General features: G+C 67.4%; 6 protein-coding genes. 3 read left to right on the forward strand and 3 right to left on the reverse strand.

Annotated features, from left to right (window positions below; genetic code table 11):
* The first annotated feature begins 1 nt into the window (after position 1).
* Entirely contained in the window at positions 2 to 1,447 is a 1,446-nt protein-coding gene (locus tag LQK81_RS03025; RefSeq protein WP_230803259.1) for a sensor histidine kinase, read from the forward strand.
* A gap of 123 nt (positions 1,448 to 1,570) precedes the next feature.
* Complete coding sequence (locus tag LQK81_RS03030) at positions 1,571 to 4,522, forward strand: bifunctional [glutamine synthetase] adenylyltransferase/[glutamine synthetase]-adenylyl-L-tyrosine phosphorylase (protein WP_230803261.1); 2,952 nt, start codon at positions 1,571 to 1,573, stop codon at positions 4,520 to 4,522.
* A 46-nt stretch (positions 4,523 to 4,568) separates the two neighbouring features.
* Here LQK81_RS03030 and LQK81_RS03035 read toward each other — a convergent pair whose 3' ends face one another.
* From LQK81_RS03035 to LQK81_RS03045, 3 genes are all read right to left on the reverse strand, one after another.
* Positions 4,569 to 6,926 carry a PAS domain-containing sensor histidine kinase gene (locus LQK81_RS03035; protein WP_230804405.1) on the reverse strand — a complete coding sequence of 786 codons (2,358 nt, stop codon included), beginning with the start codon at positions 6,924 to 6,926 and terminating at the stop codon, positions 4,569 to 4,571.
* Positions 6,927 to 7,096: 170 nt separating this feature from the next.
* On the reverse strand, positions 7,097 to 9,745 hold the full coding sequence (gene pepN / locus LQK81_RS03040) for an aminopeptidase N (RefSeq protein WP_230803263.1): 2,649 nt from the start codon (positions 9,743 to 9,745) through the stop codon (positions 7,097 to 7,099).
* 258 nt (positions 9,746 to 10,003) lie between these two features.
* On the reverse strand, positions 10,004 to 11,116 hold the full coding sequence (locus tag LQK81_RS03045) for a methyl-accepting chemotaxis protein (protein WP_230803265.1): 1,113 nt from the start codon (positions 11,114 to 11,116) through the stop codon (positions 10,004 to 10,006).
* Positions 11,117 to 11,403: 287 nt separating this feature from the next.
* Between LQK81_RS03045 and LQK81_RS03050 the strand changes: the two genes are divergently transcribed.
* Positions 11,404 to 12,342 (forward strand): DMT family transporter, encoded by a 939-nt coding sequence (locus LQK81_RS03050; protein ID WP_230803267.1) that lies wholly within the window; start codon positions 11,404 to 11,406, stop codon positions 12,340 to 12,342.
* The last annotated feature ends 4 nt before the right edge of the window (positions 12,343 to 12,346 follow it).

The following is a 12,346-nucleotide window of genomic DNA, read 5'->3' on the forward strand; positions in this document are numbered from 1 at the left end:
CATGGTCGCGCCCAAGAAGGCCTCGGGGGTGAAGGCGCTGTTCCGGACCACGGCGGTCCGGCTCTCGGCGCTCTACCTGCTCCTCTTCGCCGCCTGCGCCGCCTTTCTCGTCTTCTACGTGACTTCGATGTCGCTCGGCCTCTTGCGCGACCAGATCCGCGAGACGGTGGCGCAGGAGGCGACCGAGATCCAGCAGGTTTACGACCGTGGCGGCATGAACGGGCTGCTGCGGGCGCTGGAGCGCCGCGCCCGCCAGCCGGGCGCCAATCTCTACATCATCGCCAGCCCTTCCGGCGAGATCCTGGCCGGCAACGTGCTGTCGCTACAGCCGGGCGTGCTCGACCAGGAGGGCTGGACCACGGCGCCGTTCCGATACGAGCGCTACGGCGACGAGGGCAAGTCGGAGCGCCATGCGGCGCTGGCCGAGGTCTTCCTGCTTCCCAACAGCCTCAAGATCCTCGTCGGCCGCGACCTCGGCGAGCCGGAGAGCTTCCGCGGGCTGGTGCGCCAGTCGCTGGTCGTCGCGCTCGGCATCATGGGCATCGGCGCGCTGGCGATCTGGTACCTGATCGGCCGCAACGCGCTGCGCCGCATGGACCGCATGTCGGATGCGAGCCAGCGCATCATGGACGGCGACCTGACGCAACGCCTGCCGGTGGGCGGCTCCGGCGACGAGTTTGACCGGCTGTCGGAATCGCTGAACGCCATGCTGGGCCGCATCGAAAAGCTCAACGAGGGCCTGCGGCAGGTCTCCGACAACATCGCCCACGACCTGAAGACGCCGTTGACGAGGCTGCGCAACAAGGCGGAAGCAGCCCTTGCCGGCAAGACCGAGCCGGCGGAGTTCCGCGAATCCCTGTCGGAGATCATCGCCGAGAGCGACCAGTTGATCCGCACCTTCAATGCGCTCCTGATGATCTCCCGCGTCGAGGCGGGCTCGGCGGTCGCCGAGATGGGGCCGGTCGACCTGACCCAGATCGTTGCCGACTGCGTCGAGCTCTACGAGCCGGCGGCCGAGGATGCCGGGCTTTCGGTGAAGGCCGAGATCGCGCCCGGCGTGCAGGTCACCGGCAACCGGGAACTGATTGGCCAGGCGCTCGGCAACCTGCTCGACAATGCGATCAAATATGCGGAAGGGACGGACGAGGGGCGCATCGTCGTGCGGCTTGCGCGGGAGGGCGAAGCGGCACTGGTGTCGGTGGCCGACAACGGGCCCGGCATCCCCGCCGAGCACCGCGCCGATGCGCTCAAGCGCTTCGTCCGCCTCGACAAGAGCCGCAGCAAGCCCGGTACCGGTCTCGGCCTGTCGCTGGTCGAGGCGGTGATGGAAGTGCATCACGGCACGCTCGGGCTCGACGCCACCATCGGCGAGAACGGGATGGAGCACGGGCTGACGGCGACGATGCGCTTTCCCGCAGGCGCGGCCGGTAGCACCAGCCTGCCCTGAACCGGTCCTCACCGCATTTTACACCGGCATCGGTTTTCCAGACGCGATCGGCCTGCTAGAGCAGGATCGGCATCGACCACGGCTTGTCGTCGGAACGGATGCGCGTCGGGGGAGGCGATGACGATGAGCGAGACGGTGCGACTGAGCGAGATGGAGGCCTGCCCGATCCGGCCGCTGAGCCAGACGGAGGTGAAGTCTGTTCTCTCCGACCTGAAGGACATCGCCCGCGCGCAGCCGGACGTCGCAACCCTCCTTGCCACCGAGGGCGCGCTGAAGGACTTCGTCATAGCCGCCCTGTCCCTGTCTCCCTATCTTCGCGACACCGCGCGCGTATCGCCGGACCTGCTGGCAGCTGCGATCGGCTCGCCGCTCGTGCCGCAGCTTCGCCATGTCATCGCCGACGCGCGGCGCGCCTGGGATCCCGCCGTCCACGAGGACGCCTCCGAGGCGGCGGTGATGGCACGGCTGCGCCAGGCCAAGCGCAAGCTGTCGTTCCTGACCGCGCTCGCCGACCTCGCCAGGCTGATCGACGGCCGCCGGACCACCGCCTTCCTCAGCGACTTCGCCGAAGCCGCCGTCCAGGCGGCGATCGACCATCTGCTCCTTGCCGGGCAGTCGGCCGGCAAGCTGGCCCTCAAGGACGCTGCCCGGCCGGGGGAGGGCTCGGGCCTGATCGTGCTCGGCATGGGCAAGCTGGGCGCGGGCGAGCTCAACTATTCGTCCGACATCGACCTCGTCGTCTTCTTCGATCCGCAGGCCGAAATCGCGCGCGACGGGAGTGAGGCGACGGAGACCTTCGCCCGGCTGGTGCGCCGGCTGATCCGGATCATGCAGGAGCGGACCGCCGACGGCTACGTCTTCCGCACCGACCTGCGGCTCAGGCCCGATCCGGGGGCGACGCCGCTTGCGATCACCGTCGACAGTGCGCTGCTCTACTATGAGAGCCGCGGCCAGAACTGGGAGCGCGCCGCCTTCATCAAGGCCAAGGCGATTGCCGGCGACGTGCCGGCCGGCGACCGCTTCCTGCGCGAACTCGTCCCCTTCGTCTTCCGCAAATACCTCGACTATGCGGCGATCGCCGACATTCATTCGATCAAGCGCCAGATCCACGTGCACAAGGGGCATGGCGAGATCGCGGTGAAGGGGCACAACATCAAGCTCGGCCGCGGCGGCATCCGCGAGATCGAGTTCTTCGTGCAGACCCAGCAATTGATCGCCGGCGGCCGGATGCCCGCCCTGCGGCTGCGCGCCACCGAGCCGATGCTGCACGAACTCGTCCGCGCCGGCTGGATCGACGAGACGACCTGCGACGAACTGACGGAGGCCTACTGGTTCCTGCGCGACATCGAGCACCGGATCCAGATGGTGCGCGACGAGCAGACGCACCTTTTGCCGGAGACGGAGCCGGACCTGAGGCGGATCGCCTTCATGATGGGCTTTGCCGATACGGCCGGATTTTCCGCAGCACTGGTCGAGGTGCTGAAGACGGTGGAGCGGCGCTACGGCGCGCTGTTCGAGCAGGAGGCGAAGCTCTCGACGGAGGGCGGCAATCTCGTCTTCACCGGCCAGCGCGACGATCCGGACACGCTGGAGACGCTGCGCACGCTCGGCTTCCGGCGGCCGGAGACGATCTCGCAGACGATCCGCACCTGGCATTACGGCCGCTACCGCGCCACCCAATCGGTGGAGGCGCGCGAGCGGCTGACGGAACTGACGCCGGAACTGCTGAAGGTGTTCGGCGAGAGCAAGCGCGCCGACGAGGCGCTGCTGCGCTTCGACCAGTTTATCTCCGGCTTGCCGGCGGGCATCCAGCTGTTCTCGCTGCTCGGCAACAATCCGCGGCTGCTCTCGCTGATCGTCAACATCATGTCGTCCGCGCCGCGACTGGCGGAGATCATCGCCGGCCGGCCGCACGTCTTCGACGGCATGCTCGATCCGCGCCTCCTCGCCGAGCTTCCCACCCGCGCCTATCTGGCCGAGCGGATCGAGGGCTTCGTCGGAGGCGCGCGTCACTACGAGGAGGTGCTGGACCGGCTGCGCATCATTGCCGCCGAGCAGCGCTTCCTGATCGGCATCCGGCTGCTGACGGGCGCGATCGGCGGCGCCCAGGCCGCCCGCGCCTTCACCCATGTCGCCGACCTGATCATCGAGGCGGCCCTCGGCGCGGTGAAGCGCGAGATCGAGGCGGCGCACGGAACGTTTCCGGGCGGGCGCGTGGCGGTCCTCGGCATGGGCAAGCTCGGCAGCTTCGAGCTGACGGCCGGTTCGGACGTCGACCTGATCCTGCTCTACGACTATGACGGCGCAGCCTCGGTGGAATCGGACGGTCCCCGGCCGCTCGACGCGACGCGCTACTTCGCCCGCATGACGCAGCGGCTGATCGCGGCGCTGTCCGCACCGACCGCCGAAGGGGTGCTCTACGAGGTCGACATGCGCCTTCGCCCCTCCGGCAACAAGGGGCCGGTCGCGACCCGCATCACCTCGTTTGCGAAGTACCAGCAGGAGGAGGCCTGGACGTGGGAGCACATGGCGCTCACCCGCGCCCGCGTCGTCTGCGGCGATGACAACCTTGCCACCGAGACCCGCTCCACCATCGCAGGCGTGCTCGGGCGGAGCTGCGACGTCGCCACGATCGCGAAGGATGTCGCGGAGATGCGGGCACTGATCGACAAGGAGAAGCCGCCGCGCGACATCTGGGACCTGAAGCTCATTCCCGGCGGCCTGATCGACATCGAGTTCATCGCCCAGTTCCTGGCGCTGGTGGCGCCGGCGCGGGGCGTGGCATTGCCGGAGCAGGCGCTGCCGACCGCCGAAGCGCTTTCGGTCGTCGCACGCGGGCAGATGGACGAGAACGACCTCGACACGGTCCAGCAGGCGCTGCGGGTCTATTCCGAGATCTCCCAGATCGTGCGGCTGTGCATCGACGGGCCGTTCGACCCGAAGGAAGCGCCGGCAGGCCTGGTCGACCTCGTCTGCCGGGCGGGCGACTGCCCGGACCTGAAGACGCTGGAGGCGGAACTGCGCCGGCTTTCCAAGGCCGTGCGCCGCATCTTCCAGGCCATCGTCGCGAACTGATCCTTCAGGCAGCAAGACGCCGGCGGTCTGATCGCTCTCCCGAGCCTCAGCCCGCCTGGCGGCAGGGGAGCACGACGTCGTCGGCGGCCGGGATGCGGACGGAGATGACGGTGCCCTTGCCCTCCTGGGAGCAGATCCGCATGCTGCCGCCGTGCAGCCGGGTCAGGGAGCGGGAGATTGCAAGGCCGAGGCCCGAGCCGCCCTTGCTCTTGGCATACTGGCTCTGCACCTGCTCGAACGGCTGGCCGATCTTGGCTAACGCCGCCCTGGGGATGCCGATGCCGCTGTCGGCGATCGTCAGCGTCACCGCGCCGCCCCGCTTCTTCGCCCGCACATGCACCTGGCCGCCGCTGTTGGTGAACTTCATGGCGTTCGACAGCAGGTTCAGCAGGATCTGCTTCATCGCGCGGCGGTCGGCGATCAGCGACAGTCCCGATGACACCTGCTGGTCGACGCGGATGTCCTTCTGCTTCGCCGAGATCGCCGTCAGCCGCAATGTCTCCTCGATCAGCGGTGCGAGATCGATCGCGTCGCAGCTGATGCGCATGTGCCCGGCCTCGATCTTGGACATGTCGAGGATGTCGGTGATGACGTTCAGGAGGTGCTGGCCGCTCTCGTGGATGTCGCGGGCGTATTCGTCGTACTTGTCCGAGCCGAGCGGGCCGAACATCTGGTTCTGCAGGATCTCCGAGAAGCCGAGGATGGCGTTCAGCGGCGTGCGCAGCTCGTGCGACATGTTGGCGAGGAATTCCGACTTGGCACGGTTGGCGGCCTCGGCGCGCTCCTTCTCCGCCTGGTAGTTGGCGTTGGCGATGGAAAGCTCGGCCTTCTGCTTTTCCAGCGTCGCGCGCGAGGCCGACAGGTCGCCGATCGTCGCCACGAGCCGGCGTTCGGAGTCGCGCAGGCGGGCCTGGTGGCGCTTGATCATGGTGATGTCCGTGCCGACCGAGACGAGGCCGCCGTCGCGCGTGCGCCGCTCGTTGACCTGCAGCCAGCGCTCGTCGGCGAGCTGCACTTCCGTCGTCTGCGAACCGGTGTTGCCGCCGCTGTCGGCGATGCGCCGGGCGATCACCGGCCGGGCGGCCGCGGCCAGCACCACCAGCCGCTCGGTGCCCGGCACGAGCACCTCGTCCGGCAGCCCGTAGGCCTGCTGGTAGTGGGCGTTGCACATGACGAGGCGATCGTCCTTGTCCCAGAGGACGAAGATCTCCGAGGTGCATTCGATCGCGACCGCCAGCCGCTGGTCGGCCTCGTGGTAGCGCTGCGCCAGCTTGTGCTGCTCGGTCACGTCCATGGCGATGCCGATCATGTGCGTGCGGCCGGAGCCCATGCGGATCAGCTGGGCGCGGGCGCGCAGCCAGACATAGTGGCCCTCGGCATGGCGCATGCGGAACACCTGGTCGACCTGGCGGGCCTCGCCCTTGGCGATGGCGCGGGCGACCTGGTAGATGCCGTCGTCGTCGGGATGCATCAGCCGGGCGGCATCGCCGAAGGAGAGATAGTCCTCGCGCGGGGTCATGCCGAGCATCTCGTACATCGAGCGCGACCAGAACAGGCGCCGGCCGGAAAGGTCGAAGTCCCACAGGCCGCAGCGTCCGCGCGCCAGCGCCGTCTCCACCCGCAGGTTGGATTCGGCGAAGATCGCATCGGCGTCGCGCGATCGCTTCGCCTGCAGGAAATAGGCGTAGAGGATGATGCCGAGGATGGCAGAAATGCCGGCAAACAGCGTGACGTTCAGCGACAGTTCGCTGCGCCACATTTCGTCGACCGCGCCGATCGGGCTCGCCACCAGCGCATAGGCGCCGTCCGCAGGCCCGCTGACGATCGAGACGTAGTGCTCGAGGTCGCCGATCCGGGCGCGGATGATGCCGGCGGGATCGCCGAAATAGTGCGACGCGGCCACGTCCGGCGCGATCCGCGCCACCGACATGCCGACGAAGGACGCCCCGGAAAGCGATGCGGCGAATACCCGGCCGCCCTTCTGCACGAACAGCACGAGCGCGCCTTCGGGAAGCCGGTCCTGCGGCAGGAATTCCGACAGCGCCCGCTCCATCCCGGCGCGCTGTCCCTCGGCCATCAGGCGGCCGTCGTCGGCGGCGACGAGCATGGATATGGCCGCCGCCATCAGCGTGGTGCCGTCGCGCATGCCCGCATCCATGCGCTGGTGCTCGAGCATGAGCCCGGTCAGGCGCGAGATGCCGACGACGAGGAGGAACGCGATGATCAGGATCGGGATCGAACGCTTCAGGACGGGCTCTGCGCGCGACGAGCGGAACGAGGCCGGCCCGGCAAAGATCCTGGCATGCCCTGCCAGGTCCTGGTTCCAGGGCGCCACACCCGGAAATTTGAGACGAATCCGCCCCTCGGCTGCGCGTCCCCGCTGCGCGTCCGCCATATTCAATATCCTGTTTCTTCTGGTGATTCGAAAACGCCGCCGTCCGAATCTAAGCTAATGAATCATTCGCGATTCGCCTTGTCCAGAGGAAAAGGTAACGACTTCTTAACCAGTTCTCATCGGTGGGAAGTTGTAGTCCGGCGACGCGCCGCCGCCGGAGGGGGCAAAAGGCTGCGTTCTCAGCCGTTCAGCATCCGCTCGACGATGTCGGAGACGTCGGCCGAGAGCTTGTCCGCCGCAGCGATGCGCCGCAACGCGTTGAGCGCATGCTCGGCGCGAACCTCCTCGAGCGCGCGCCAGGAGCGCATCGATGTGAGGATGCGGGCCGCGAGCTGCGGGTTCTTCGGATCGATCTCGAGGATCCGCGAGGCGAGGAAGCGATAGCCCTCGCCGTCGGGGCGGTTGAAGCCGGTGGGGTTGGAGAAGGCGAAGGTGCCGACCAGCGCACGCACCCGGTTCGGGTTGTTGCCGTTGTAGAGCGGGCTCTCCATCAGTCGCTCGACGCGGGCAAGCGCGCCACGGCCGGGGATCGTCGCCTGGACCGCGAACCACTTGTCGATCACCAGCGGGTTTTCGGCAAAGCGGGCGCGGAAGCTCTCGAGGGCCGCCCCGGTCTCCTGCGCCTCGGGGAAGCGGTGGGCGAGCACGGTCAGCGCGGCACTCAGGTCCGTCATGTTGTCGGCGTCGGCGAAGGCCCTTGCGGCGCGATCCGGTGTGCCCTCGGCAAGGGCGAGGTAGCCGAGCGCGGCATTGCGCAGCGCCCGCTTGCCGGCACTGGCGGCGTCCGGGGTGAAGCTGCCTTCGGTGCGGTTGCGGTCGAACAGCGCTGCAAACAGCGCCGCACCCTTGTGGGCGACGACCGAAAGCACGGCCTCGCGACCGGCGCGGATCGCGTCAGGATCGTTGTCGCTGCCATGCTCGCGGGCGACGTCCGCCTCGCTCGGCAGCGCCAGGATCTGGGCACGGAAGGCCGGCTCCAGCGTCTCGTCGCCGGCAACCGCGATCAGCGTCTCGGCCAGCAGCGGATCGACGGTGATCTCGCCGCCCTCGCGAGCCTTGCGCGCCGCCTCGACGAGGTTCGGCAGCACGATGTCGCCGAATGCCTGCCAGCGGGCGAACAGGTCGGCATCGTGGCGGGCGATGTGGGCGAGATCGGCCGGCGCCTGCTCGAAATGCACGTTGACCGGCGCGGAGAAGCCACGGTTGAGCGTGACGACGGGACGGCCGGCGATGCCCGAGAACGTGACGGACTGGTTGCGCCCGGTGAGGTGCAGCACGTCGCCGGTGACCTCGGCGCCCTCGATCGCCGTCGGCTTCGCCTCGGTTCCGTCGGGAAGAAGCAGGCCGAAGCGCAGCGGAACGTGCATCGGCTCCTTGGTGGATTGTCCCGGCGTCGGCGGCACCAGTTGCTCGAAGGAGAGCGTGAACGCGCCCTTGGCCTGGTCGAAGGCGCTGGAGACGGAAACGAGCGGCGTGCCGGCCTGGTGGTACCAGAGCGAGAACTGCGTCAGGTCGCGCCCGCTCGCATCCTCGAAGCACTTGACGAAATCCTCGATCGTCGCCGCGTCGCCGTCGTGGCGCTCGAAATAGAGGTCCATGCCGGCCTTGAAGAGCTGCGGCCCGAGGATGGTCGCGATCATCCGCGTCACCTCGGAGCCCTTCTCGTAGACGGTCGTGGTGTAGAAGTTGTTGATCTCGCGGTACTTGGTCGGGCGCACCGGATGGGCGAGAGGGCCCGCATCCTCCGGGAACTGCTCCGATTTCAAGTGGCGCACCTCGGCGATGCGCTTGACCGCGCGCGAACGCTGGTCGGCGGAGAATTCGTGGTCGCGATAGACGGTCAGGCCTTCCTTCAGGCACAGCTGGAACCAGTCGCGGCAGGTGATGCGGTTGCCCGTCCAGTTATGGAAATACTCGTGGGCGATGATCGCCTCGATATTGGCGTAGTCGGCGTCGGTCGCAATCTCCGGGTCGGCCAGCACGTACTTGTCGTTGAAGACGTTCAGCCCCTTGTTCTCCATCGCGCCCATGTTGAAGTCGGAGACGGCGACGATCATGAAGATGTCGAGGTCGTATTCGCGGCCGAAGACCTCCTCGTCCCACTTCATCGAGCGCTTGAGCGCATCCATGGCATAAGCGACGCGCGCCTCCTTGCCGTGCTCGACGTAGATCTTCAGCGCCACCTCGCGGCCGGACAGGGTGGTGAACGTGTCCTCGACGACGCCGAGGTCGCCGGCGACGAGCGCGAAGAGATAGCTGGGCTTCGGATGCGGATCGAACCAGGCGGCGAAGGCGCGGCCTTCGTCATAGCCGCCGCCGCCGAGGAAGTTGCCGTTCGACAGCAGCACCGGGTTCGTGGCCTTGTCGGCGATGATGGTGATCGTATAGGGCGCCAGCACGTCCGGGCGGTCGGGGAAATAGGTGATGCGGCGGAAGCCTTCCGCCTCGCACTGGGTGCAGTAGATGCCGTTGGTGCGGTAGAGGCCCATCAGCTGGGTGTTGGCCTCCGGGTTGATGAAGGTGGTGATCGTGATCTCGAACGGCGTCTCCGCGGGCAGGTCGCGGATCGTCAGGCTCTCGGGGGTGGCGTCATACTGGCTGGCGGGAACTTCGTTCTGGTCGAACAGCAGGCCGGACAGCGAAAGCTCGTCGCCGTCGAGCACGAGCGGGGCGGCCGGGTCGGCGCCCTCCCGGCGGCGGAAGATCAGGCGGGCATCGACCTTGGTGTTGGTCGGGTCGAGTTCGAAGGTCAGGTCGACGCGTTCGAGAACGAAATCGGTCGGGCGGTAGTCTGCCAGATGGATGATCCGGCCGTTCTCAGTGCGCATGTTCGGTCCTGCTCGTGTCCTTCGCCTCGTGTCGTTCTAGAGGAACCAGCCAAGGGGGGAAAGGACGATTGGTCTTCGGCTGGTCCCTTCATATGCGTCCGGGCTTAACATCTCATTGCCGGATGCCTCGCCCGTATGCCTTTGTGCAATTGACGGCTGTCATCGATGAAGGGAGTGTGCCGAAGGTTGCCGTCGCTGGCAAGCGGCGGCGGGCGCCGGCCGAATCGACCGGTGCGGTGGCGCGCGCGCGTGGGCGGCCTACTTCTGCGCGGCGAGCATCGCGCGGATCTCCGCGTCGTTCTCGGTCTGCTGGACGACCACGCCGGTCCAGCCGAGCCCGTCATAGTCCTCGTAGCCGATCGTCCTTGCAAAGGCGACGATGGTGCCGTCGGGGGCATAGTAGCTGCCGCGCATGGCGCCGTTCGGATTGCTGAGGCCGAAGCTGGTGAAGACCATCGCGGGGCGGTTCGAGGCGATGACGCGGTTGTCGCCGTCGAGCAGCATCACATGGGTCCGCTCGGCCACGTGCGGCGGCAGGCTGGCCTCCTTCTCGACGATCGACTGGCCCTGCTGCTGCCAGTCGAAATAGACGCCGAGCGTGCCGAGCAGCCGGCCGTTCGGAAGGCCGCCCTCCCGGATGCCCGTGGCATAGACGATCGCATGCCGCCCGTTGTGCAGGTTGCTGGGCTGGACCCGTTCGACTGCGTAGTCGTCGCCGCTCGCCGTTGCCGCAGCCGCCCGGAACCAGTCCTTGTCGGCAAGGTTCACGCCCCGCACGGAGCTGGCATAGGCGGGATTGGCCGACGCCACCACCCGTCCCTCGGCGTCGGTCATGACGAGGTCGAGGTAGACGGTATAGTATTTGGCGATCACCGACAGGCGGGCGGCCGCGGCGTCGAAGGCGCTGCGCCCGGGCTCCTGCAGGGCCTGCCACAGGGCGGGATCGGTGGCCCACCACCGCACGTCCGCCGTGCGCTCGAACAGGTTGCGCACGATCAGCTGCACCAGCGTCTGCGCCAGGTCGACCAGCCGGACGCCCTCCATCTGGTCGACGAGCGATTCCGAGATGGAGCGGCCGAGCGCGATGCGGCCGAGCACGTTGCGTTCGAACTGGTGGGCGATCGTGCTGGAGATGTCGGCCAGCCGCTGGACCTCCGAGGCGACGACGGCAAATCCCTTTCCGGCATCGCCGGCGCGCGCCGCCTCGATGCTGGCGTTGATCGCCAGCATCTTGATCTGGCGGGCGATCGAGCTGTTCTCCTCGCTGAAATGCTCGAGTTCGGTGCCGATTCCCTCCGCGATGGCGCGCATCGTCCGGGGCGTGGCTGAAAGCTGTGATTGTACCTGTGCAGTCGCGGGTCTGGCGGACATGACAATCTCGTGAAGTGGCCGGCGGGCAGGGGCGCCGGTGCGGTGAAATTGATCAAATATTTCTCGATTATGATTAATGCTCAATATTTGAGAAAGGGTTTATAAATCGTATGATAAAACCATTGCGTGCAAATATTCGCCCGCCCATCAAAACCTTTTCGGGCACATCACCAAATTTGATCCCCAATCCCGCCGCCGTCGTATAGGATCGGCGAAATCCTTCCCCCGCCTATGGACGCCGATGCGCTGCGGCCCTGCAGGGCCGCGAACAAGAGACTGTCAGACGCATGGAATTCGCCGAGCAGCAGCCGATGAAGGCGATCTTTCTCAAGGTCTCCTCCGTCGTGATCTTCGTTTGCATGTCCACGCTGATCAAGGCGGCCGGGGAAGGCATCGCCACCGGCCAGATCACCTTCTATCGCTCGGCCTTCGCCATGGTGCCGATCATGGCCTGGCTCGCCGTGCGCGGCGAACTCGTGGCCTCCTTCCGCACGGAAAACGTGCTCGGCCATCTCGGCCGCGGCTTCGTCGGCATCCTGGCGATGAGCTTCGGCTTCTACGGCCTTCTCCACCTGCCGCTGCCCGAGGCGATCGCGATCGGCTATGCGATGCCGCTGATCGCAGTCATGATCGCGGCCCTGTTCCTGAAGGAGACGGTGGGCGTCTATCGCTGGTCGGCGGTGCTGGTCGGGCTCGTCGGCGTCGCCGTCATCACCTGGCCGCGGCTGACGCTCCTGGAACAGGGCGGCGTCGGCACCGCCGAAGCGCTCGGCGCCCTCGCCGTGCTCACCTCGGCCACGCTCGGCGCCATCGCAATGGTGCTGGTGCGCCGGCTGGTGCAGACGGAGAGGACGTCGACGATCGTGCTCTACTTCTCGCTGTCCGCCTCGATCTTCTCGCTCGCCACCCTGCCGTTCGGCTGGGTCGATCTCTCCGGCCGGGCGCTTTTCCTGCTGGCGCTGGCGGGTTTCTGCGGCGGCGTCGCCCAGCTTCTGCTGACGGCGAGCTATCGCTATGCCGACGTCTCCACCATCGCCCCGTTCGAATATACCTCGATCCTGCTCGGCATGGGCTTCGGCTACCTCCTGTTCGACGACGTGCCGACGCTGACCATGCTGGTCGGCACGCTGATCGTCGTCGGCGCCGGCATCTTCATCATCATCCGCGAGCACCGGCTCGGCCTGCGCAGGAAGGCGGCGCGCCGGCACCTGACCCCGCAGGGGTGACAGG

This window comes from Rhizobium sp. GN54, assembly GCF_021026345.1.
Taxonomy (GTDB): Bacteria; Pseudomonadota; Alphaproteobacteria; order Rhizobiales; family Rhizobiaceae; genus Mycoplana.

Coding starts and splice junctions, on each gene's coding strand:
- LQK81_RS03025 (WP_230803259.1), top strand. CDS start 2: ATGGTCGCGCCCAAGAAGGCCTCGGGGGTGAAGGCGCTGTTCCGGACC.
- LQK81_RS03030 (WP_230803261.1), top strand. CDS start 1,571: ATGAGCGAGACGGTGCGACTGAGCGAGATGGAGGCCTGCCCGATCCGG.
- pepN (WP_230803263.1), bottom strand. CDS start 9,745: ATGCGCACTGAGAACGGCCGGATCATCCATCTGGCAGACTACCGCCCG.
- LQK81_RS03045 (WP_230803265.1), bottom strand. CDS start 11,116: ATGTCCGCCAGACCCGCGACTGCACAGGTACAATCACAGCTTTCAGCC.
- LQK81_RS03050 (WP_230803267.1), top strand. CDS start 11,404: ATGGAATTCGCCGAGCAGCAGCCGATGAAGGCGATCTTTCTCAAGGTC.